Below are 22504 nucleotides of genomic sequence, written 5' to 3'. Positions count from 1 at the left end.
TGTCATGAGACGTCTGCTGTCTTATCTTCGCTATTTTAAGAAAAAAGTAATTATTGCCTTCATTGTGTTATTGATTGCTACCGGTGCGGATGTTCTCGGACCGATTGTGATGAAAATTTTTATCGATAACTATCTGACGCCGCGCGTATTTCCGGTTCAGCCGCTGATTTTGCTTGGGTTCTTATTCATCGGCTTGTATACGATTTCTGCTTTATTTAATTATTACCAAGTCATTTCGTTTCAAAAGATCGCATTGAATATTATCCAAATCATGCGCGTCGAGGTATTTTCTAAAGTGCAGCATCTGGGCCTGCGTTTCTATGACCAGACACCGGGCGGAAGTCTTGTGTCTCGAATTACAAATGATACGGAAACCATTAAGGATCTGTATGTCACAGTATTGTCAACAATTGTCAACAGTACGGTTATGATGATCGGTATTTTCGCAGGCATGTTTTTCCTTGATGCTCGTCTGGCGCTTATTTGCTTCATTCTCATGCCCTTTCTTCTGGCACTGATGTGGGTGTACCGCACGCTGAGTTCGAAAATATACAGAGTCACACGCGTGAAGCTCAGCCAGCTGAACGCAAAACTGAATGAATCACTGCAGGGGATGTCCATGATTCAGGCGATGAGGCAGCAGAAACGGTTAAGGCGCGAATTTGGAGAGATCAATAACGATCATAAAAAAGCAATGCTAAAAAGTGTAAGCCTAAACAGCCTTATGCTCCGATCGGCCGTTTATTCAGTTTATCTTATCGGTTTAATGATGATCTTGAGTTTTTTTGGTATTCAGTCATTCGATCACGTCGTTAAAATCGGTGTTTTGTATGCATTTATCAATTATCTTGATCGATTTTTTGATCCAATCAACCAAATTATGCAGCAACTGACCATTTTTCAACAGGCGATGGTTTCCGCAGAACGGGTTTTCGGTTTGCTTGATGATCAGCGTCTGGCGCCTGTTCAGCAGGAAAATAAGCATCCGGCAGTGCGGGAAGGACGAGTGGAATTCCGTCATGTCACATTCGCCTACGATGGCAAGAATATGGTTCTGAAGAATATATCTTTTACAGCAAATCCGGGGGAAACCGTTGCACTGGTCGGCCATACGGGAAGCGGAAAGAGTTCGATCATTAATCTGCTCATGCGTTTCTATCCGATCAAACAAGGCGGTATCTTCATTGACGGACAACCGCTCACCGCATTTTCTGATGACGAGCTGCGAAAACGTATCGGTTTGGTTCTGCAAGACTCCTTTATGTTTGTTGGCGATGTAGCTGATAATATTCGACTCAGCCACGAAGAGCTCACAGACGAACAGGTAAGAAAGGCAGCCGAGTTTGTTCAGGCGGATAGCTTCATTAAAAAATTACCGAAGCGCTATCATGAACCGGTTGGGGAACGTGGAGCGACCTTCTCTAGTGGTCAGCGGCAACTGTTGTCCTTCGCTCGAACAATGGCACAAAATCCGAAAATACTTGTATTGGATGAAGCGACAGCGAGTGTCGATACGGAGACGGAGGAAGCCATTCAAACGGCTTTATCAAAAATGCGGAAGGGCAGAACGACGATCGCTATTGCCCACCGTCTATCAACCATTCAAGACGCTGATCAAATTCTGGTGCTCCATAGAGGCGAGATCGTAGAACGCGGAACACATCAAGAGCTGCTTCAGAAAGGTGGGTTGTACTTTAATATGTACCAATTACAGCACGGAAAAGGTGCGGAGGAAAGATCATCTGCTCAATAAGAAGCAGCGAATTTTCATGAATGATTCACTGTAGGAGAGCCGTTACGATCGGTTCTCTTTTTCTTTTCCGAACTCAAGTGTGTTTATTCTTTCGAAAGTGCAGGGAGTTGACATATAATAATGGATGTAGCAGAAGTGTCTGGAGAAATGGATTAAGGGGTGACTTCCAACCGTGGCAAAACAGATTGTTTCAATTAAAGTTCCGCTTACTCCAGGTGGCGGCATGACCTTAAAACGTGCGATCAGGCTTTTTGAATTTATCAGAAAATCTCGTTGCAAAGCATACTTTTCGAACGACGGCTCAACTTTTCCGATCGAGAAATTACCGCAAACCATCACCTATCTCTCGTCTGTGCAAAAGAAAGAGGTTCTGCTCGTACTGGAAGGCGAGGAAGCACAACTACTGCAGCAGAAAATTATGGACAGTATTCTGACTGCTCAAAAGAATGCCCGCGAAAATCTCGGACTGTACCGGCATGGCTAAAGCTAAGTTAAAGCAAATCTTCCGGTGTTGAAAAATAAATTGTTGATCAAAAAGAGCAGGACCTAACCGAGGGCGTCCTGTTCTTTTTGCATGCAAAAAGAAAGTGCGTGCATCAACTGTGTAGGCCAAGCATACTATTGAATCTAGGAAATTGAATCGGATATACAAGGAGCGAGGACAATGTTTAGGCGTATTTCCGTTTGTGCAGCCGGTATAATAGGAATAGCTTTGACTGTGATTCAATTTATTTTTGGCGCTTGCTCCTATGTCGCGGCGCATTTTGACAGTGGAATGATTAATGGTTTGCGTCTGAATACGGATCGGATCACTTCCGCAGGTGTTCTTTACAGCCTGGAAACATTCAGCGTCCATGCCTTTTTTGCCGGTTTATTATGTTCCGCCATTTCAGCTGTCGCATTATCTGTTTTTATTAAAAAAGGCTGGGAGACAATCCCAGGCCTATGTTTTCTGATTGCAGGAAGTTTAAACAGTCTTATTCTCTTCGGCGCAGGACTTCCCGCCGGCATTTTTCTTGTCATTGCCGGTATTGCAGTTATATCCGGTAAATCGAACCGTATTACACCGAAACCGCCGATTATTCAAAGAAAAAAGATGTCCGATTGAATTATGTGATAAAAAATAAACATCGATTGAGCTTAATTATTCTCGCAAACGCGATTTTTGCTCGAGATCCGATTGATTGTTTTCATCGCTGGAGCCTGCAGGATCCTGATTACTATGTTGCGGAGGGATGACCATTAAGGAACGCGAAGTTGCCAGTTCTACCCCTTCATTTTGCAGAATTTCTAATACTGCATAAGTATACTTTTCTTTTTCCTTCAGCCATTCCCCAACATCAATTGATTTAATGTAAAAGTCGACCAGAAGATTCATGCTGCTTGACGTAATTTTATCAAGATAAATAAACTTTCGTTCTTCATAAACCTCAGGATCATGCATCAGCATTTGTCTGATTTGTCCAAGGCAGCGTTTCATCTGTTCGTTCGTCGTTTCAAGGTCAAGTGGTAAATTGAATGATATGCGCCGTTTGTCCATTTTAGATAAATTGGTAATCGGCGAATTGGCCAGTGTTGAATTTGGAACCGTGACAATTGCCTGATCCAAGGTTCGAATGCGGGTCGATCTGAAATTAATATCCTCAACAAATCCTTCGATTGAGCCTGTGTGGATTAAATCACCGATCGTGAACGGAGCATCGGTGATGATGACAAACCCTCCGAATAAATTGCTCAATGTATCTTTGGCCGCCATCGCGATGGCGAGACCGCCGATTCCAAGACCGGTGATGAGGCCGGTCACATGATAATTCCATTGATCAAGAATCATCACAATTGTGAAAACAACGACAATGAATTTCATGATCTTTGCAAGAAATGGTATGACGATGGTATTGAACTGAAGATCGTATCGATTACCCATGTGATGGAAGAAGATACCAATTGCATCTGAAAAAATATAAAAGCCCCAACCGATTGAGAAGATTGCAGATGATTTAAAAAGCAGTGTAGCAATGGATTTCCACTGATGCGGCATCGGCAGATACATAAGCGCCAAATAAATACCTGCAAAGAGAAGGATAAAAGCGACCGGTTTTCGGAAGGCGCCGATCAATGCGTCATCAACCGGCGTTTTGCTCAACTTTGAAAGCCGGGAAACGAGTTTAAGAAAATATTTGGAAAAAAGCTCCCGTACCAAGAAAAAAACAGCGAAAATTCCTATAGAAATGAGCCCGTCCAGCCACGTGATTTTTAAAATCCAGTTCAGTTGTTCCACTTTATTCACTCCGAAAATCATTTTTATTTCTATAATAGCATGGAATCCATCTGCTTCGTTCATTCAAAATCAGGAAATTACATTTCAAAAGTTGCCAGATTCGCACAACTGTGTATAATGGATATATACAGTATAAACGATTTGGGTGCTGCTTATGGATATTATTTTACTCAATACGGCCGATCAACCGATCTATCAGCAGATTAAAATGCAGATGGCCACGCAGATTCTCAGCGGCGCACTGCCGCAGGGAAAAAAGCTGCCGTCGATCCGCGGATTGGCCAAAGAATTGAAAATCAGTGTCATTACAACGAAAAGGGCGTATGAAGAGCTCGAGAATGAAGGGTTTATTGATACGGTTCCGGGTAAAGGTTCCTTTGTCTCGGCACGTGACCAAACGCAATTAAAGAACCAGCACATTAAAGAGATTCAAGCGAAGTTGATCGAAATCATTGAGGAGGGCAAGCAGTACGATATGACACTTGAACAAATCATTCACTTAGTAAAAAAGATTTATACGAGGGGGAACTGATCATGGAAACGATTTTAGAATTGCGGCATGTCAATAAAGCATTTAAAGGTTTTGCGTTGAAAGATATCAGTTTTTCATTAAAAAGAGGGTTTATCATGGGCTTTATCGGTCCTAACGGTGCGGGCAAAAGCACAACGATTCGCTGTCTGATGGATTTAATTCATCCTGACAGCGGTGAGGTGTGGTTATTTGGTCAAAAATATACGGGTGACAACACGGTGTTAAAACAAAAGATCGGCTTCGTCTATGATCAAGATGTCTTCTTTCAGGAACTGACTGCTGAGAAAAATAAACAAGTCATCGCTCCCTTTTATGAGCGCTGGGATGATACGCTCTTTTACCGCTACGTTAAAGAGTTTCAAGTGCCGCTGAATAAAAAAATGAAGACCCTGTCGAAGGGAACAAAAATGAAATTTGCGCTTGCTGTCGCACTGTCTCATCACGCGGAACTGATCATTATGGATGAGCCTACCTCCGGACTCGATCCTGTCTTCAGAAGAGAGTTGCTCGATGTGTTGTTTGATGTGATTCAGGATGAGAACAAAGCGATCTTCTTCTCAACGCATATTACAACTGATTTAGAGAAAATCGCGGACTACATTACATTTTTACTCGATGGAAAAATTCTGTTCAGCAAGGAAAGAGAAGAGCTCTCCGAGACGTTCAGAATCGTTAAGGGATCGAGAAGTTTAATTACAACAATTAAGCAGGCTGATCCGATTGTCTATAAGGAAACATCGCTGGGTTTTGAAGCATTTATGTTTACGGACCAAACCGAGAAACTGGACAAAAAAATAGCATTTCATATTGAACGGCCGAATTTGGAGGAAATTATGTATTATCTTGTGAAATCAAAGAAGACAGAGACAGCTTACTAATCTGGAGGGGGAGATTAAATGATGCGATCTTTAATGATAAAAGACGTGGTGATTCAGGGAAATCGAACCTATCTAGTTATGCTGGCTATTTTGATCATAATAAGCGCCCAGTCCTATTTCGTGGATGCCGTTTTTAAGCTCAGTATTTTTTCTGTTTTAGTAGCCTGCGTATTTGCTGTAAACACGAATTTTGGAAAGCAAATCAGTGATGAACAAAATGCGCTTTTGATCAGTCTGCCGCTCAAAAGACGCACGCTTGTTACAGCGAAGTACTTGATGATTTCGGTATGGTTTACGGCTGTGTTTGTGGCGTTTTTCGGATTTCGTATTCTCTTTATTTGTTTCTCAGGCGGCGCGGTGATCGGCGATGTGTTTCTTTATTTGTCCGCATTTCTAATCGGAATGAGCACGATGTACATTTTCCTGTCTCTTTATTATTTTTCCTATTACCGTTGGGGGATTAAAATCGCACAAGTGGCAGCGCAAGTCATTTGGCCAGCATGTATCGCCCTACTACCATGGATCAATCTCAATGATCATCAATTGTCGGGCCTGCTTGTTTTAATCAGTGTATTCGCGGCGGTCGTCGTTTTGTTGCTTTCCTACTATCGATCAGTGCGCCTGTTTGAGGAAAGAGATCTTTAATTACTTTTACAAAGGGAGTGTGAACCGATGTATCAATTAATAAGAAAAGATATTCTGACCCAGAGGAAAACTGCTTTCATCGCACCCTTATTTTTGATTCTTTATTTTCTGACCTTGGGGAAGGACGTGCCGCAGCTTGGCGGCTATATCTATTGCTTAGGGATTGGATTTATTGCTTACTTTATGGCGATGCTCTCCAATTTCAATACAAACGAGGGAGCGGATACCGAACAGCGACTGCTGCTCAGTATGCCGGCATCGCGCAGGAACATCATTGCTGCGAAATTTCTGATGATCGCCGTATGGTGGGGGATCGCTTATCTTTTGAGCGTGCTTTTTACATGGGTTTCGGGGATGTTTCACTTGATCGGGACGGTTAACCTATTAAGCGCACCTATTGCCTTTGTGTCGTTATGTGTTACTTTTATGCTTGCCTCATTTTTTTACCCATTTATGTATCAATTCGGTTATCGTGTCGCTTCACTGATAGGGATTGCTGTCTTTTTTGCCCTACCAAGCAGTCTCGGATTTCTTATACAATCAGACTTTAATTTGGAGAAGATTCAGTTCTTGACTGCGCATCCACTGTCCAGTCTTAGCATTGGGACGTTGTTTGTTGTTACTATTTCTTTCTGTTTTTCACTTTCCATTGTAAAAAAGAAGAATTATTGAAAGGTGTTGCCCGTTTATGAAACCGAGTCAAAGTAAAGGCCATCACTATGTTTGTTTTGTTGTATTTTTGGGGATAGAGTTATAGCAGCTGTTTGATCACAATGCGTTTGCTTTTCTTTTTCTGTGCTCTTTTCTTTCTGTTCAAGGGGATCGGATTACATAAGAATAGAGTCGGTTCTCGAAAAAGGCCCTTAATGCTCCTTGTGAAAATATATGATACGATTAAAATATGGAGAACGCACTAAGGAGTGTGACGGGATGAATACAGCACTTGATGATCAATTGAGCCTGCTTGAAGAAAATATGGATTTACTCACGAAACGGTTAAAGATGACATCCGCGAGTACACGGCTCATTCTTGCGGCGACTTATACAGCTTCAGGTGATCGGTTTGATGAGGCCGAATTTCGCAGAATTGACGAACAGATGAAAGGCGCGACCGGGTGGTTTACTGTGCTCAGCCGTGAAATTCGCTTCTGTATTAACGCCATCCTCATTCAGAAACATGCAGAACCCAATTCTGTTCGCGTGATTTACGGCTATCTCATTAAAGCGGGGTTTGCACGGCAGCAGCAGACTTATATTGCAGCAGCCATACTTTCCGGAATGAATCACCCCAAGGCATTTCAAATTTCGGAAAAGGCATTTTCTCTATACCGGTTATTAAAAAAGGAACATCCGATTTTAACAAATAAAAGCGACGTATCACTTATTGTTCTGCTCGTTCAGCTTGAAGAAGATGTGGCTGAACTCCTTGAAAAAGAAGAGCATATCTATACGTACTTAAATAAAAATGGGTTTAGAAAATGCGATGATCTTCAGACGCTCGCCTGTCTGCTGGCGTATATTTCTGAGAGCACCGGCTCAAAACTTGCTCAAAAGACCGCGCGAATCAAAGAGGCTCTGGAAGATCAAAAAATACGTCTTAGGTCGAGCTGCTATCCAATTTACGGCGTGCTTGCTTTACTTGCAAACGAATATGAAACAGCTGGCGCGGTGATTGAGTTCTATCAACAGATGAGAAGTAAGAAGATCAGTTTATTTATCGGCAAAGATCTTTACTTTCAAACGGCGGCCAGTCTATACATCAATGAAGTGCTAAACGGCGAGAACAAACAAAGATTAATTGATCCAAGTCTTCTTGTCATGACGGAAATGGTGATTCGTGCCCAGCAGGCAGCAACAGCCGCGGCCATTGCCGCATCCACGAGTGCCGCAGCAGCATCAAACAGCGGGAATTAATTAAAAAGGTTAGTAAACAATATACTTGAGAAACGGCAATGTGCACATTGCCGTTTTATAGAGTGTTTTTTAAGTTGGCTATTGCTTTATTATTTGTACCTGTCTTAAAACGAGAGTAAAATAACATTAAGAAGAAAGTACATGCATGGTTTCAGTCACTGTTTTTATAAAATCAGGACGAATGAAACCTTTTTAAAACCAAAACGTATGTAAGTCATGCAAGAATAAGGAGTGACTTTTTTATGGCCAAAAATTATGACCTGGTCCTATTAGGTGGTGGAACCGGCGGCTATGTTGCGGCGATTCGTGCTAGTCAGCTTGGATTAAAAACCGCCATCGTTGAAAAAGACGCACTTGGCGGTACCTGTCTCCATAAAGGATGCATCCCGACGAAGGCGTTGCTCAGAAGCGCTGAGGTATACGATGAAATCAAGAAAAGCAGTTCATTTGGCATTGACGTTTCCGAAGTTGCACTCCGCTTCGAAAAAATTCAAGAACGAAAGCAAGCGATTGTGGAAAAGCTGCATCATGGCATTCAGCAATTGATGAAAAAGGGAAAGATTGATGTCTATAACGGTTTGGGGCGAATGCTCGGACCGTCGATTTTTTCACCACTTCCCGGAGCAATATCTGTTGAATTTGCCGATGGAAGAGAAAATGAAATTCTGATCTCAAAAAATGTTATTCTGGCAACCGGATCGAGGCCGCGATCGTTAAAAGGACTGGACCTTGACGGAAAGCAAGTCATGACATCGGATGAAGCTCTGCAAATGCAGGAATGTCCGGCATCAATTTTAATCGTCGGCGGCGGAGTCATCGGTGTTGAATGGGCGTCGATGCTGGCGGACTTTGGCGCACAGGTGACGATCGTTGAATACAGCAATCGAATCATTCCCACAGAAGACAAAACACTTTCAATCACACTTGCAAGAAGCCTGAAGAAGCGAGGAATCAAAATTGTGACCTCAGCAAAGGTACTTGCTGAATCGTTGAAGAAAACGGATGAAGAAGTCACAATCAGCGCAGAAATCGGCGGTCAGCTTGAAACCTTTACAGCTGAGAAAATGCTCGTGTCTGTAGGCAGAATACCAAACACTGAGGATATTGGTCTGGCGAATACATCAATTGAGACAGATCATGGTTATATTAAAACAAACGCCTTCGGTCAGACGAAGGAATCGCATATTTACGCCATCGGTGATGTGATCGGCGGACTGCAGCTTGCGCACGTTGCTTCACATGAAGGGATAAAGGCAGTTGAGCATTTGGCAGGACTTCCGGTTGAACCGCTTCATTCGGAACTTGTTGTACCTCGCTGTATCTACACACACCCGGAGATCGCTTCAATCGGATTGACAGAAGCACAAGCGAAGGAGCAACACGTTGTCAAGGTTGGAAAAGTACCGTTTGGAGCGATTGGAAAGGCACTTGTTTACGGTGATTCTGAAGGCTTTGCAAAAATTGTAGCGGATAAAACGACCAATGATCTTTTAGGAATTCATATTTACGGACCGCATGCGACAGACTTGATTGGTGAAGCCGCGGTGGCAAAATTACTTGATGCGACGCCATGGGAATTATCTGAAGCGATTCATCCACATCCAACATTATCTGAAGTGATCGGAGAAGCCGCACTAGCGGCAGACGGGAGGGCGATTCATATATGATTAAAGCAAGAAGCGGAGAGACGCTCGTGAAAAACCGGCATCAAAATTTAGGACTGTCCGATGAAGTTGTTTTGTCAATGTATGAGAACATGCTGAAGGCCAGAAGAGTGGACGAGCGGCTTTGGCTGCTTAATCGAGCCGGAAAAATTCCATTCGTCGTGTCCTGCCAAGGACAGGAATCGGCCCAGGTCGGTGCAGCGTTTGGCCTGAACCGCGAGAAGGATTACGTTGCACCGTATTATCGTGATTTTGGTTTTGTTTTTGCTTGGGGCATGACGATCAAAGAAATGATGCTCAATAACTTTGCTAAGGCAGAAGATCCAAGTTCTGCAGGACGCCAAATGCCTGGGCACTTCAGCTATCGCAAATTGCGGATGCTCAGTCATTCGTCACCGGTGACAACTCAGAATCCGCACGCAGTCGGTATTGCACTTGCTGCCAAAATCAAAGGAGACGATCTTGTCAGCTTTGTGGATTTTGGTGAAGGATCATCAAACCAAGGCGATTTTCATGAAGCAGCCAACTTTGCGGCCGTCCATAAGCTGCCGGTCATCTTCATGTGTGAAAATAATCAATACGCGATTTCAGTGGGACTGAAGCATCAATTAGCTTGCGCCCATGTCTCGGATCGAGCAATCGGGTACGGTATGTTCGGGAAATCATTTGACGGCAATGATCCGCTTGCAGCATACGCAGCGGTCAAAGAAGCCGCTGATCGGGCTCACCGCGGAGAAGGGCCGACTTTGCTGGAAGCAAATTGCTACCGCTTAATGCCGCATACCAGTGATGATAATGATATGACCTACCGGACAAAGGAGGAGGTCAATGAAGCAAAGAAACACGATGGTGTCCTTACCTTTGCCGCTTATTTGCGATCCGTCGGCGTCCTTACTGAAGTACGAGAAAAAGAAATGGAAGATCAGATTCGCAACGAAATTGACGAAGCGACCGATTATGCAGAAAATGCACCGTTCGCTGATCCTGACTCTGTTTTACGTTACGTCTATGAGGAAAAGAACTGAGGGGGGAGAGTGCAATTGCCTGTACTTTCGTATATTGAAGCCGTGACTCAGGCATTGGATGAAGAAATGAGTCGAGATGAAAATGTGTTTGTGATGGGTGAAGACGTCGGTAAACGTGGAGGTGTATTCCAAGCAACGAAGGGACTATACGATAAATATGGAGAAAATCGCGTTATCGATACGCCACTTGCCGAATCAGCAATTGCCGGAGTTGGAATTGGTGCGGCTATGTATGGCATGCGTCCCGTTGCGGAAATGCAGTTTTCCGATTTCATGCTTCCGGCAGCCAATCAAATCATTTCTGAAGCGGCGAAAACACGCTATCGTTCGAACAATGAATGGTCTGTTCCTATGACCATTCGTGCTCCATTTGGCGGTGGCGTACATGGCGGTCTCTATCATTCACAATCAATGGAAGCAATCTTTGCCAATGTGCCTGGACTGAAAATTGTCATTCCATCGACTCCATATGATGTAAAAGGGCTGCTTAAAGCATCAATTAGGGATAATGACCCTGTTATTTTCTTTGAACATAAACGTGCCTACCGTTTGATTAAAGGCGAGGTTCCGGTGGATGACTATACAATTCCACTTGGCACGGCGGATGTTAAACGCGTCGGTACTGACGTTACCGTGATCACCTATGGGCTAATGGTGCATTATGCCATGCAGGCTGCTGATAAGCTTGCCGCCGAGGGGATCTCAACACATATCCTTGATCTTCGTACGGTATATCCTTTGGATAAGGAAGCAATCATTGAGGCTGCACGAAAAACCGGTAAAGTATTGCTTCTAACTGAAGACACAAAGGAAGGCAGCGTGATCAGCGAGGCAGCGGCAATTATCGCCGAAAACTGCTTGTTTGACTTAGATGCGCCGATCAGACGGCTCGCTGCCCCGGATGCGCCGGCCATGCCTTATGCCGGACCTTTAGAACACGCATTTATGGTGAAACCGGAACAAGTAGAAAAGGAAATCCGGAATTTAGCTGAATTTTAACAGGACGGGGGCAGTTGAATGAGTGTCAAACAAATGACAATGCCGCAATTAGGTGAAAGTGTGACAGAAGGAACGATCAGTCAATGGCTGATTTCCGTCGGAGATACGGTTAAAAAATATGATCCGATTGCCGAAGTAACGACAGATAAAGTCAATGCGGAAATTCCGTCGAGTTTTTCCGGGAAAATAACTGAACTTCTTGTAGATGAAGGAGATACATTGCCCGTTGGTGAACCGATTTGTACCATTGAAGTCGAGGGGGCGGAACCAACTGCTGAAAAGCCGGTAAAGAGTGCGGCAGGAAAAACCACTCAAAAAGAAGAACAAAAGGATACATCAATGAAGAGACGTTATTCACCCGCTGTTTTGAAACTGGCTCAGGAACATGAACTGGACTTGGATCAGATAGCCGGAACGGGCAGAAGCGGCCGAATTACACGTAAGGATGTTGAAAAATATATTGCGTCCGCAGCTGAAGAACGTACCATAACAGAGCCTGCAGCTGTCGCAGCTGCTTCGCAGCCTTCAGCAGCCGGATGCTTTTCTGAGGCTGTTGCCAAAGAAGTGGTAAAGCCGGCGGTCCATGCTCCGCGAACCTCTGTTAATGAAGCGGGAGATCGAGTCGTGGCGCTGACAGGTGTTCGCCGAGCCATTGCGTCGAATATGCTTCGCAGTAAGCATGAAATACCGCATGCGTGGACAATGATCGAAGTGGATGTCACGAATTTGGTGAACTATCGTAATCAGATCAAAGGCGCTTTTTTTAAAAAAGAGGGCCATAAATTGACCTATCTGCCCTTTTTTATTAAAGCAATTGTTACTGCACTGAAAGAATTTCCGCGTATAAACAGCACTTGGGCTGGTGACAAGATTATTGAGAAGAAGGTTATTAACATTTCACTTGCTGTTGCAGCAGATGAGGCACTCTATGTACCAGTGATTAAGCATGCGGATGAAAAAAGCATTAAAGGACTTGCATTTGCGGTAGATGAACTCGCGGCTAATGTTCGTGAAAATCGATTATTTCCGGACGATATGCAGGGAGGAACCTTTACGGTCAATAATACGGGGTCATTCGGTTCGATTCAATCACAGCCGATCATTAATTATCCGCAGGCAGCGATTCTTTCGATTGAGTCGATTGTCAAAAGACCGATCGTTATCAATAACATGATCGCGATCAGGGATATGGTCAACCTATGTATTTCTATTGATCATCGCGTACTGGATGGACTGATTACCGGTCGTTTTCTTGCGCGTGTGAAGGAATTGTTGGAAACGATCAACCCGGAGAATACGCCCATATATTGAGAATTAAACAGTTACGTATTAAAAATCCTTCTGTCTTTGTTCCGGAACAAAGACAGGAGGATTTTGCCCGTTTTGTTTATTTATCGTTTTCATTCTTAATGATTTCCCTTTGATAGTCTCGGCTCAGAGCCATCAATTGTCTGAAAAAGATTTCCTGATAAGGCTTTAATGCCTCACTGGCACTTCGTTCACATGCTTTTTGAATAATTTCATTTTCGCGTTCCGTATCAAGTACGCGGCAATTATGATCTTTTTTGTATTGAGCGACAGCTCGCGCAATCATCATACGTTGATTAATGAGACCGCTTAACTGTTCGTCAATCTTATCAATATTTTGGCGCAGCTTACGTAAATCGGTCATAGCCAGTGCTCCAATCCTCTGTTGTTTCTATTAGTTGAATGCTGCACGATTATTGGTTCAACTGTTTGGTGAAACGGAATGTGAACTTGCTTTCACCCTCCAAATCATCAAATAGGCAGCAAATGAGCTTTTTATTAATTGAATAGGAATGAACCGGAGTAAATTCCATGTGCTTTAAAAAGTATCTGTCAATAAAGATTGGTTTTCATGTGACATTTCTGGATTACCCGCTTGCAGATTCATCGTCGTGAATCAATTCACGAACAATATCCGCGAAACATTGGGCAGCAGGTGAAGCAGGTATTCGTGAGGCAAGCCCGATCGTTCGAAAACGATCAACAGTAAACGGAATTGCTCGAAGCGGCTTAATGTTTTCGGGAAGAACAAGTTCCGGAAGAATGCTGATGCCGAGATGATGAGCGACCATCGCAAGTATCGCATTTTCTTCCATGAGCTCAAAACGAATAGCGGGCGTGCATTGGTGTTCGGATAACAGACGTTTAATTTCGTGAAATCCTCCGAACGCCGGCATGATAAAGGGCTCGTCTTCAATCTGTTTAAAGGCTACTTTCTTTTGGTTGTAGAGCGGACTTTTCGGTGAAACAATGCAAAGCATGCGATCTTTCTTTAATGGAGTGACGCAGACAGACTTGATCTCCGTTTTCGTCACAAATCCGCAGTCCAGTTCTCCGCGAATCAATGCCTGCTCAATTTCTTCATAATTTCCATCGAAAAGGCGGATTTTTACTAAAGGGTACAGCTTATCCATCCTCTCAACAATTTGCGGCAAGAGATGTCTGCAGACGCTTGTAAATACACCGACGGACACGGTCCCTTTTTTCACCCCAAGAATTGCCGAGGCTTCCTGATGCAGGGTCTCATCCATTTGCAGCACTGCGTTTATGGACGGGAGGAGCAAGTCACCTTCATGTGTCAGGGAGAGTCCAACGCGATTTCTGTTAATCAATTGAAATCCAAATTCCTGCTCCAAATTTGTGATGGCATGACTGACCGCAGATTGCGTAAGTCCGAGATGATCGGCTGCCCTTGTGAAACTGTTGAATTCGATAACTTTAGTCAGAATTTGATACTTAATTAAACTCATGATTATCCTCGTTTATCTATGAAATAGATTAATACTTAATATTATAAACATTCATTTTATTAATGACAATGTATCAATTATACTGATGAAGAAAATAATCGAATCGGGGGTTTGCAGCATGAATCAAAAAAAAGCAGACTGGGTGCTTGTCATGGTCACTGTTCTTTGGGGTACCTCTTACTTGTTTATGAAAACTGGACTGGATGATTTAGGGATCTTTACTTTTATTGCTTTGCGATTTTTAATTGCTTTTATCATCATGGCCTTATTTTTCCACCGTGCCCTTCTTCATACGGATTTCAGAACACTGGTCTACAGCCTGCTGCAAAGTCTGATGCTTCTCGGTGTTTTTGCATTTCTCATGTTTGGCATGCTGACGACATCCGCATCAAAGGTGGGATTTCTGAATAGCCTTACAGTTATCTTTGTCCCGCTTCTTCATTTGCTGATCACGCGACGTCTGCCGTCAAGACGCATGATGACCGGAGCAGGTGTCTCATTAATTGGCATTTTTCTTTTAACCGGTACCTCTTCACTCATGCTCAGCAGTGGTGATCTGTTCTGTATTATTGGTGCATTATTCAACGCAGGTTATATTATTTTTGCCGGCCATGTCAGTAAGCAGGTACCTGCGCTTGCGTTCAGTATCTGGCAGATGGGGTTCACCGGTGCTCTGTCCTTGCTGCTTGCCCTGATCCTTGAGCCGTTTCAATTGCCTGTAACCTTAATGGCATGGACTTCCGTTCTTGGGTTGGCAATTTTATGCAGCGCAGTCGGTTATTTGCTGCAAAACATTGCACAAAAATATACTTCGGATCTCCACGCAGGACTTATTTTTTCATTAGAGCCTGTATTTGCAGCGCTGTTTGCCTACCTGTTTGTCGGAGAACGGTTATCTGCTCAGGCGTCAATCGGAGCCGTACTTGTTTTGTTCAGTATTGTCATTATGGAAATCAGACTTGGTGATGAGCGTAAAATGCTTCGGACATGGTTTGCTGTCTCTCTGTTTAAGAAGTTCAGCCGTCCAGATAAGTAAAATAGATAAATAGGGAAGTACACGATTTCTGAGATGCATTTGGAATTACTATGCGTTATAATCTTTATCAGCGCTCATTGATTCATTTTCCGTTCACAGTTTGCATGCACACTGTACATAACAAGGTTGTGTGAAAAGGAGCTGAAGAAACCGTGAACAAAATACTCGTTATTGACGATGATCCGCATATTCGCGAGTTAGTGACTGTGTTTCTAGAAAATGAAAACTTGCCCTGCATTGAAGCAGAAAACGGGAAGCAGGCATTAACAATACTTGATCAAGAATCGATTGTACTTATTATTTTAGATATTATGATGCCTGAGATGGACGGATGGACCTTCTGCCGTGAAGTGCGCCGCACACAGCAGATTCCGATTTTAATGCTGACGGCGAAAGGAGAAACGATGCAGAAGGTTAAGGGCTTTGAACTGGGGGCGGATGATTATCTGGTTAAACCTTTTGAACCTATTGAGCTTGTCATGCGTGTGAAGGCTTTGATTAAGCGCTATCAAGTTGCTGTTTCGCAGCAAGTGCGGATCGGCAGACTGATCTTAGATCAAAAATCCTATACGATTTCACAGGGAAGTGCGCATATTATGATTCCGATGAAAGAGTTTGAACTGCTCTTTATGCTCGCAGGAACACCTGGGCGCACATTTACTCGAGATGACTTAATCGAAAACATTTGGGGTTATGACTATGGGGGAGACGAGCGCACGATTGATGTGCATATCAAGAGGTTGCGCGAGCGCTTTGATGAACAGCAATGCGGATTTAAAATTAAAACTGTTCGGGGAATCGGATATCGACTGGTAGAGTGCCTATGAAAAATCGAGTGATAAACTGTATCAAATCGCTGACAGTGATTATCGGCATGCTCGCTTCACTTACGGTATTATGGACTGTTTTCTATTTCTTGATTCGTTTTATTCTGCACTATGCTTCGCTTCATTTGTCACCGCTTGCTGTGCATCTGGCGAGCGCACTGCTCGGCCTGCTTTTCTTTGGCCTGGTCATATCATTGATTACCAGGCATTTAACGCCGAAACGCCTGTCCTATTTTCAGACAATTATTCAAGCACTGAAACAGATGGCGAAGGGAAATTTTGAAATAAAGCTTGATGTTGCCCTTCCCGGAGATGGAAAAAACCGTGCTAATCCTTTCGTCCAGCTCGTGGAAAGTGTGGACTATATGGCCAAAGAACTGGGGCAGCTTGAGCAAGTGCGTCAGGAATTCATTTCTAATGTGTCCCATGAAATACAGTCGCCTCTTACCTCAATCAAAGGATTCGCGCGCGCGCTTGAGGACAAACACTTGTCCGATGAAAAACGCGAACATTATTTGAATATTATTCAGACAGAGGCGGATCGGCTTTCCAAACTGAGTGACAGCCTGCTAAAATTAACCGCATTGGAAAATGATCGGCAGCCGTTGAAGCTTGAACACTACCGGGCAGACCGGCAAATCCGCTCATGTCTGCTTACTTTGGAACCGCAATGGAGTTCAAAAAAATTGACTTTAACGATTAAATTAGCGCCTGCCTCTGTTTATGCCGATCATGAATTAATGAATCAAGTGTGGATGAATTTAATCCATAACAGCATTAAGTTCACTCCGGATCATGGAGAAATAACGGTCGAACTGAAGGAGAAAAACAGTGAAGTACAATTTCGGTTGTCAGACACAGGAATAGGGATTAAAAAAGAAGACTTTGTTCATTTGTTTGAACGCTTCTATAAGGCAGATCGTTCCAGAACGGCAAAGCGCGGCGGAAACGGACTTGGCTTATCGATTGTTAAAAAAATCGTCGATCTGCATCATGGAGAAATTCATGTGACGAGCGAATATGGAAAAGGAACAACCTTCTTCGTAACATTGCAGCAAAGAAACATGAATGAATCAACACTGGTTAATTGAGAGCCTCGTTAAGAATAGAGACAATAAAGGCAGATATGGTTGAAAGCAACAGTGTGGCAATCAATATATAAATAACAATTCGAAACAACTTTTTTGACATTGTACAAAAATCCCTTCCTTCCTTGATACTTGTCTATTATAGTAGATCTTGGTTAAACTTTTCAATAGGAGCAATATGTTATGATATAGTGAAAGGTTCAAGAAATGAGGGATTTTTTTGATCAATGAAGCACGTTTAGTGAACACCTTTAGTGAACTGGTTCGTATTGATTCCGAAACCGGCGACGAAGGCAAGATTTTTGAACTGCTCAAGCGAAAATGTGAAGCACTCGGGCTGGAGGTTAAAGAGGATCAGGCAAAAAGAAAAACCGGTCATGGTGCGAACATTTTAGTCTGCACACTTCGCGGAACAAAAAAGGGAACAGTGATTTTTCTTGGTACGCATATGGATACGGTACTTCCGGGAAAAGGTGTTGAGCCGGTAATTAAAGATGGCTATATTACTTCAGATGGAACAACGATTCTCGGATCTGACGATAAAGCGGGCATAGCAGCAATACTAGAGGCCATTCAAACAATGAATGAAGAACAGCAGCAACATGCCGAGGTTCAGTTCATTATTACTATTGGCGAGGAGTCTGGTTTGCTCGGAGTAAAAGCGCTTGACATGTCTTTGGTTCATGCTGATTATGGTTTTGTTCTCGATAGCGACGGACCTGTCGGGGATGTAGTAGTTGCAGCGCCCTATCAAGCAAAACTCGCGGTTGATCTATTCGGAAAACCGGCACATGCCGGTATTGAACCGGAAAAAGGTGTATCGGCAATTACATTGGCAGCTAAAGCTATTGCAAAAATGCCACTCGGTCGAATCGATAATGATACAACCGCAAACATTGGCAGCTTTGAAGGTGGTAAAGCGACAAACATTGTCTGTGATTACGTTAAAGTGATTGCGGAAACTCGTTCACTGGTTAAAGAAAAAATGGAGACGCAGATTATGAAAATGAATGGAGCCTTTGAGGATACTGCCATGAAAATGGGAGGAAAAGCCGAGGTTCATGTTGATTTCATGTATCCAGGATACAAATTCGGCAGTGAGGATGCTGTGGTGCGGCTTGCATCAAGGGCGATTGAAGCAGTTGGCAGAACACCGCATTTGTTCCAAAGCGGCGGTGGGAGCGACGCAAATGTATTTTGCAGCAAAGGAATACCAACAGTCAATTTAGGTGTCGGTTATGAAAACATTCATACAGTCAAAGAAAAAATTGCAATTAAGGAATTAGCAAAAACAACTGAACTCGTTCTTGCTTTAGTTGATCAAGCGGTTGAAAAAGATTAATCTTAAGAAAGAATGATGTACGAATAAGGCGGCGAATGGTGATGACAAGCGCAAGAATCATCTTTCATATTGATATGAACAGCTTCTACGCCTCAGTTGAAATCGCCAATCATCCGGAACTAAAAGAACAGCCGCTCGCGATCGCTGGAAAGACGGAGGAACGGCATGGCATCATTGTGACGAGCAGTTATGAGGCAAGAAAAAGAGGGGTGCAGACAACAATGACGGTTCGTGAGGCGAAAAAACTGTGTCCGAACCTCGTTGTGCGTCATCCTGATTTTTCCCTGTATCGCCGAACTTCGGATCAACTATTCGAAATGCTTACAGAATATACTCCATTGGTCGAAAAAGCGTCCATTGATGAAGGTTATCTTGACGTGAGTGCCCAGAATAAAATACATCCTTTGAAGCTTGCAGGCAATATCCAAAACAGGATCGTCAGTGAGCTTCATTTGCCGTGCAGTATTGGTATCGCGCCTAATAAGTTTCTCGCAAAAATGGCATCGAATATGAAAAAACCAATGGGTATGACAGTCATTCGAAAACGACAGTTGGCGGATCTGCTATGGTCGTTGCCTATTGGTAAAATGCATGGTGTTGGACCGAAAACAGAACAGAAATTTAATTCGGAAGGTATCGTGACAATCGGAGATCTTGCAAATCATGATCCGATTCTTGTTGAACGACATTTTGGAGCAAATGGCCGCAGACTTTTTGAATTAGCCAATGGACAGGACGATCGTTCAGTTGATCCAAGTGCCTGGGAGCGTTATAAAAACATCGGACATTCAGTGACTCTGTCTCAGGACACACGATCACTGAAAATAATTCAAGATACGCTGCATCAGTTATCGGCTAAATTAGCTTTTCAGTTAAAGAAAGAACATGTGGCCAGCTACGAACTTATTGTGATGATCCGTTATTATGATTGGACTACGGTTACAAGACATAAAACAACGGTACAACCGTTGCGCAGCTTGGAAGAAATTGAGAATCTTGCATTTTCTGTCTTTCGTTCCAATTGGAAAGGAGATGCTGTTCGCTTGCTTGGCATTACGCTTGCCTCTTTTCAATCCGTGAGCGCTTCGACGAAACAGCTCGATTTGTTTTCGTACCAGAAGGATGCTCAGTCTGAGCGTCTGATCAATTTAGTTGATCAAATCAACGACCAATTTGGAGAAGAAACTTTGCTGCCGGCAACGCGCTTGCTTGATAAGAAACGAATGGGAGATTCATTTGGAATGTAAAAATCGTAAAACAAAAGGTTAAAAATATGTGTAGTTAGTGGTATAAAGGGTGGATTGGATAGAATGAGGTTTACATTTTTAGGAACAGGTGCGGGGATGCCGGCGAAGGAACGAAATGTTACGTCATTAGCCGTGAACTTTCCAGAATATGATGGCGATTTATGGCTTTTTGATTGTGGTGAGGGGACTCAACGACAGATTCTTTATACGTCAGTTAAATTGACGAAGTTATCTGTAATTTTTATCACACACTTACATGGGGATCATCTTTTCGGTTTGCCGGGTATACTTGGCAGCCGATCTTTTCAAGGGGCACTTACACCGTTAACTCTCATTGGTCCAAAAGGGTTAAGGGACTATATAGAAACATCACTTCGAGTTTCCGGAACACATCTCTGTTACTCGGTTAATGTATATGAAATTGATTCAGAACGTACTGTGTATGAGAATGATCATTTTATTGTAGATGCAGGCGAATTGGATCATGGCATAAAAACCTATGGTTATCGGATCACTGAAAAAGATCAGCCTGGAGAATTGCTTGTGGACAAGCTATTGAATTTCGGTGTACGTCCGGGCCCTATCTACAAGAAAATAAAAGAGCAGGAAAGCGTTACGCTGCCGGACGGACGCGTTTTGGATACGGCCGCTTTTATCGGCAAGCGGCGTAAGGGACGAACAATCACGATCTTAGGCGACACGAGGCCCTGTGAGATGTCCTTGCATCTTGCTAAAAATGCAGATCTGCTTATTCATGAAGCGACATTCAGCGGTAATTGTGATCAGCTTGCTCATGATTATCACCACTCTACATCCTTGCAGGCCGCATCAACAGCAGATCATGCACAAGCGAAGGCGTTGATTCTAACTCATTTAAGTTCAAGATATCAGAAAAAAAAGCAATCGGCACTGCTTGACGAAGCAAAAGCAATTTTCCCGATTACTTTTCTCGCTCATGATTTGTGGACTTATGAATTAAAGTATCAATCACGGCATTGATAAAAAAGGATTTGTCATTCGGGAATAATTGTAATTTAAGCATTCGATCTATGTGTGTGCCTGACCAAAGTAAAAAATAAGACTCCCAGAAAAGGGAGCCTTATTTTTTCATGTACATCGATGTTTCATTAAGTAGGCAGATTATTTTGCTTCTGTTTCACCGTAACCGTATGCACCATGTTCGCTGATATCAAGTCCTGCCTTTTCGGCTTCAGCAGATACACGGAGTCCCATCGTTGCTTTCATGATCGAAAGCACAATCAGTGAAGCAATAGCAACAAAAGCAAATGCAGCGATAACGCCGAGTGCCTGAACACCTAATTGATGCAGGCCACCGCCGTAGAAAAGTCCCGCCTTGCCGACGCCGGCAAGGGCAACAAGCTTCGGAGCGGCGAAGAGTCCGGTTGAAAGAGTACCGATAACACCGGAGATGCCATGTACGGAAAATGCATAGATCGGATCGTCAAGACCTTTGCTTTCAAGGAAAATTGAAGTCCAGTAAGTAAACGCACCGGCAACAGCTCCAATAACGATTGCTGCCCAAGGTTCGACAAATGCACAGGATGCAGTGATGGCAACTAGAGCAGCCAGCACGCCATTACACATTGCGCCAATATCAGCCTTTTTAGAGAGGATCATCGCTGCAAACAACGCTCCAAGTGCACCTGCTGCCGCCGCCAGATTGGTGGTCAGCGCAACATAGCCGAAGAACTGTCCGTAGCCTTTCGTTGCAACACCGGTTGATACGGTACTGCCGGCGTTGAATCCGAACCAGCCGATCCACAGAATAAATGTACCGAGATATACAAATGGAATGCTGTGAGCAGGAATTGTTTTTGCTTTTCCATCGACAAACTTACCAATTCTAGGTCCGAGGAGAAGGGTTCCGATTAATGCGGCTGTCGCACCCTGAAGGTGAACGACTGTCGATCCGGCAAAGTCTTGCATGCCAAGCGTGCTTAACCAGCCGCCGCCCCATACCCAGTGACCAACGACCGGATAAATGATCGCAACGAAAATCGTTCCGAAAATAAAATACACAGACAGCTTGGCGCGTTCGGCAAAACCACCCCAGGCAATTGCCAGCGAAACAGCGGCAAACGCCAGTTGGAAAAGGAAGAAAATCGAATCATAACCGCTTGGGACGCCGCTCAGGAAAAATTTAGAACCGCCAATAAATGCATTACCATCGCCAAAAGCGACCCCGTAACCAACTGCCCAAAAAACGATTGAGGAAACGCCGAGTGTAATAATCTGCTTTCCTGTAATGTGGCCCGCATTTTTGCTGCGCAGTGAACCTGCTTCGAGAAATGCGAATCCGGCTTGCATAAGGAGAACTAAAATTGCTGCAACCATAACCCATAAAGAATCCAGACTTACTGTTATTGCATCTGTTGGTTTCATTAAGTTAATGCCCCCTTTTTTTTGATGAAGTAATTATAACATATCATGTCAGTAAAAGTTACAACTAAATATTAAAAATATTCTTTTATTTGTGTA

The 22504-nt window shown here is 43.5% G+C and carries 22 protein-coding genes; 18 read left to right on the top strand and 4 right to left on the bottom strand.

Annotated features, from left to right (window positions below; all coding sequences use genetic code 11):
• Window positions 1–4 precede the first annotated feature (4 nt).
• The 3 genes from NIE88_RS13625 (at window position 5) to NIE88_RS13615 (ending at window position 2861) form a co-directional block, all read left to right on the top strand.
• Window positions 5–1753, top strand: coding sequence for an ABC transporter ATP-binding protein (locus tag NIE88_RS13625; protein ID WP_253062928.1), 1749 nt, complete (start codon window positions 5–7; stop codon window positions 1751–1753).
• A 172-nt stretch (window positions 1754–1925) separates the two neighbouring features.
• The gene (locus tag NIE88_RS13620; RefSeq protein WP_253062880.1) at window positions 1926–2237 is read left to right on the top strand and encodes a hypothetical protein; all 312 of its coding nucleotides are present in this window, start codon (window positions 1926–1928) and stop codon (window positions 2235–2237) included.
• Between the two features lie 180 nt (window positions 2238–2417).
• A complete protein-coding gene (locus NIE88_RS13615) occupies window positions 2418–2861 on the top strand; it encodes a hypothetical protein (protein WP_253062878.1) in 444 nt (147 codons plus the stop codon).
• Window positions 2862–2897: 36 nt separating this feature from the next.
• Here the strand turns inward: NIE88_RS13615 and NIE88_RS13610 are convergent, their stop codons facing one another.
• A complete protein-coding gene (locus NIE88_RS13610; protein ID WP_253062876.1) occupies window positions 2898–4031 on the bottom strand; it encodes a mechanosensitive ion channel family protein in 1134 nt (377 codons plus the stop codon).
• Between the two features lie 154 nt (window positions 4032–4185).
• On the opposite strand from NIE88_RS13610, the gene NIE88_RS13605 reads away from it, so the two are divergent.
• From NIE88_RS13605 to NIE88_RS13565, 9 genes are all read left to right on the top strand, one after another.
• Complete coding sequence (locus NIE88_RS13605) at window positions 4186–4563, top strand: GntR family transcriptional regulator (protein ID WP_253062874.1); 378 nt, start codon at window positions 4186–4188, stop codon at window positions 4561–4563.
• Window positions 4564–4565: 2 nt separating this feature from the next.
• Window positions 4566–5441 carry an ABC transporter ATP-binding protein gene (locus NIE88_RS13600; RefSeq protein ID WP_253062872.1) on the top strand — a complete coding sequence of 292 codons (876 nt, stop codon included), beginning with the start codon at window positions 4566–4568 and terminating at the stop codon, window positions 5439–5441.
• 18 nt (window positions 5442–5459) lie between these two features.
• Window positions 5460–6086 carry an ABC-2 transporter permease gene (locus NIE88_RS13595; protein WP_253062870.1) on the top strand — a complete coding sequence of 209 codons (627 nt, stop codon included), beginning with the start codon at window positions 5460–5462 and terminating at the stop codon, window positions 6084–6086.
• A gap of 27 nt (window positions 6087–6113) precedes the next feature.
• Window positions 6114–6758: an ABC-2 transporter permease gene (locus NIE88_RS13590; RefSeq protein WP_253062868.1), complete on the top strand. Its 645-nt coding sequence runs from the start codon at window positions 6114–6116 to the stop codon at window positions 6756–6758.
• A gap of 258 nt (window positions 6759–7016) precedes the next feature.
• On the top strand, window positions 7017–8000 hold the full coding sequence (locus NIE88_RS13585; protein ID WP_253062866.1) for a DUF4003 family protein: 984 nt from the start codon (window positions 7017–7019) through the stop codon (window positions 7998–8000).
• A gap of 242 nt (window positions 8001–8242) precedes the next feature.
• Window positions 8243–9667, top strand: a complete 1425-nt coding sequence (gene lpdA / locus NIE88_RS13580) for a dihydrolipoyl dehydrogenase (protein WP_253062864.1) — start codon at window positions 8243–8245, stop codon at window positions 9665–9667.
• Window positions 9664–10689 (top strand): thiamine pyrophosphate-dependent dehydrogenase E1 component subunit alpha, encoded by a 1026-nt coding sequence (locus NIE88_RS13575; protein WP_253062862.1) that lies wholly within the window; start codon window positions 9664–9666, stop codon window positions 10687–10689. The genes lpdA and NIE88_RS13575 overlap by 4 nt, the downstream gene beginning before the upstream one ends.
• A 15-nt stretch (window positions 10690–10704) precedes the next feature.
• Window positions 10705–11688, top strand: a complete 984-nt coding sequence (locus NIE88_RS13570) for an alpha-ketoacid dehydrogenase subunit beta (RefSeq protein WP_253062860.1) — start codon at window positions 10705–10707, stop codon at window positions 11686–11688.
• Between the two features lie 18 nt (window positions 11689–11706).
• On the top strand, window positions 11707–12999 hold the full coding sequence (locus tag NIE88_RS13565) for a dihydrolipoamide acetyltransferase family protein (RefSeq protein ID WP_253062858.1): 1293 nt from the start codon (window positions 11707–11709) through the stop codon (window positions 12997–12999).
• Between the two features lie 76 nt (window positions 13000–13075).
• Here NIE88_RS13565 and NIE88_RS13560 read toward each other — a convergent pair whose 3' ends face one another.
• Together NIE88_RS13560 and NIE88_RS13555 are read right to left on the bottom strand one after the other, a co-directional pair.
• A complete protein-coding gene (locus NIE88_RS13560; protein ID WP_253062856.1) occupies window positions 13076–13360 on the bottom strand; it encodes a chorismate mutase in 285 nt (94 codons plus the stop codon).
• Between the two features lie 223 nt (window positions 13361–13583).
• Entirely contained in the window at window positions 13584–14465 is an 882-nt protein-coding gene (locus tag NIE88_RS13555) for a LysR family transcriptional regulator (protein WP_253062854.1), read from the bottom strand.
• Between the two features lie 118 nt (window positions 14466–14583).
• On the opposite strand from NIE88_RS13555, the gene NIE88_RS13550 reads away from it, so the two are divergent.
• From NIE88_RS13550 to rnz, 6 genes are all read left to right on the top strand, one after another.
• Window positions 14584–15501, top strand: coding sequence for a DMT family transporter (locus tag NIE88_RS13550; protein ID WP_253062852.1), 918 nt, complete (start codon window positions 14584–14586; stop codon window positions 15499–15501).
• 152 nt (window positions 15502–15653) lie between these two features.
• Window positions 15654–16328: a response regulator transcription factor gene (locus tag NIE88_RS13545; RefSeq protein WP_253062850.1), complete on the top strand. Its 675-nt coding sequence runs from the start codon at window positions 15654–15656 to the stop codon at window positions 16326–16328.
• Window positions 16325–17419 carry a sensor histidine kinase gene (locus NIE88_RS13540; protein ID WP_253062847.1) on the top strand — a complete coding sequence of 365 codons (1095 nt, stop codon included), beginning with the start codon at window positions 16325–16327 and terminating at the stop codon, window positions 17417–17419. The genes NIE88_RS13545 and NIE88_RS13540 overlap by 4 nt, the downstream gene beginning before the upstream one ends.
• 217 nt (window positions 17420–17636) lie before the next feature.
• Entirely contained in the window at window positions 17637–18758 is a 1122-nt protein-coding gene (locus NIE88_RS13535; protein ID WP_253062845.1) for a M20/M25/M40 family metallo-hydrolase, read from the top strand.
• A 41-nt stretch (window positions 18759–18799) separates the two neighbouring features.
• A complete protein-coding gene (locus NIE88_RS13530; protein WP_253062843.1) occupies window positions 18800–20005 on the top strand; it encodes a DNA polymerase IV in 1206 nt (401 codons plus the stop codon).
• A gap of 63 nt (window positions 20006–20068) precedes the next feature.
• Window positions 20069–21004, top strand: a complete 936-nt coding sequence (gene rnz, locus NIE88_RS13525) for a ribonuclease Z (RefSeq protein ID WP_253062841.1) — start codon at window positions 20069–20071, stop codon at window positions 21002–21004.
• Window positions 21005–21145: 141 nt separating this feature from the next.
• Here the strand turns inward: rnz and NIE88_RS13520 are convergent, their stop codons facing one another.
• The gene (locus NIE88_RS13520; protein ID WP_253062839.1) at window positions 21146–22408 is read right to left on the bottom strand and encodes an ammonium transporter; all 1263 of its coding nucleotides are present in this window, start codon (window positions 22406–22408) and stop codon (window positions 21146–21148) included.
• Window positions 22409–22504: the final 96 nt, after the last annotated feature.

The sequence above is a fragment of the Sporolactobacillus shoreicorticis genome (assembly GCF_024125445.1).
GTDB lineage: Bacteria > Bacillota > Bacilli > Bacillales > Sporolactobacillaceae > Sporolactobacillus > Sporolactobacillus shoreicorticis.
The sequence above is the reverse complement of the archived record's forward strand: the minus strand, read 5'-3'. Positions and strand labels throughout refer to the sequence as shown.

Excerpts from the sequence above, each read along its gene's own strand:
- NIE88_RS13585 (WP_253062866.1), top strand. The coding sequence starts at position 7,017 with ATGAATACAGCACTTGATGATCAATTGAGCCTGCTTGAAGAAAATATG.
- NIE88_RS13555 (WP_253062854.1), bottom strand. The coding sequence starts at position 14,465 with ATGAGTTTAATTAAGTATCAAATTCTGACTAAAGTTATCGAATTCAAC.
- NIE88_RS13600 (WP_253062872.1), top strand. The coding sequence starts at position 4,566 with ATGGAAACGATTTTAGAATTGCGGCATGTCAATAAAGCATTTAAAGGT.
- NIE88_RS13590 (WP_253062868.1), top strand. The coding sequence starts at position 6,114 with ATGTATCAATTAATAAGAAAAGATATTCTGACCCAGAGGAAAACTGCT.
- rnz (WP_253062841.1), top strand. The coding sequence starts at position 20,069 with ATGAGGTTTACATTTTTAGGAACAGGTGCGGGGATGCCGGCGAAGGAA.
- NIE88_RS13625 (WP_253062928.1), top strand. The coding sequence starts at position 5 with ATGAGACGTCTGCTGTCTTATCTTCGCTATTTTAAGAAAAAAGTAATT.
- NIE88_RS13530 (WP_253062843.1), top strand. The coding sequence starts at position 18,800 with ATGACAAGCGCAAGAATCATCTTTCATATTGATATGAACAGCTTCTAC.
- NIE88_RS13520 (WP_253062839.1), bottom strand. The coding sequence starts at position 22,408 with ATGAAACCAACAGATGCAATAACAGTAAGTCTGGATTCTTTATGGGTT.
- NIE88_RS13605 (WP_253062874.1), top strand. The coding sequence starts at position 4,186 with ATGGATATTATTTTACTCAATACGGCCGATCAACCGATCTATCAGCAG.
- NIE88_RS13540 (WP_253062847.1), top strand. The coding sequence starts at position 16,325 with ATGAAAAATCGAGTGATAAACTGTATCAAATCGCTGACAGTGATTATC.
- NIE88_RS13595 (WP_253062870.1), top strand. The coding sequence starts at position 5,460 with ATGATGCGATCTTTAATGATAAAAGACGTGGTGATTCAGGGAAATCGA.
- NIE88_RS13615 (WP_253062878.1), top strand. The coding sequence starts at position 2,418 with ATGTTTAGGCGTATTTCCGTTTGTGCAGCCGGTATAATAGGAATAGCT.
- lpdA (WP_253062864.1), top strand. The coding sequence starts at position 8,243 with ATGGCCAAAAATTATGACCTGGTCCTATTAGGTGGTGGAACCGGCGGC.
- NIE88_RS13565 (WP_253062858.1), top strand. The coding sequence starts at position 11,707 with ATGAGTGTCAAACAAATGACAATGCCGCAATTAGGTGAAAGTGTGACA.
- NIE88_RS13560 (WP_253062856.1), bottom strand. The coding sequence starts at position 13,360 with ATGACCGATTTACGTAAGCTGCGCCAAAATATTGATAAGATTGACGAA.
- NIE88_RS13550 (WP_253062852.1), top strand. The coding sequence starts at position 14,584 with ATGAATCAAAAAAAAGCAGACTGGGTGCTTGTCATGGTCACTGTTCTT.
- NIE88_RS13575 (WP_253062862.1), top strand. The coding sequence starts at position 9,664 with ATGATTAAAGCAAGAAGCGGAGAGACGCTCGTGAAAAACCGGCATCAA.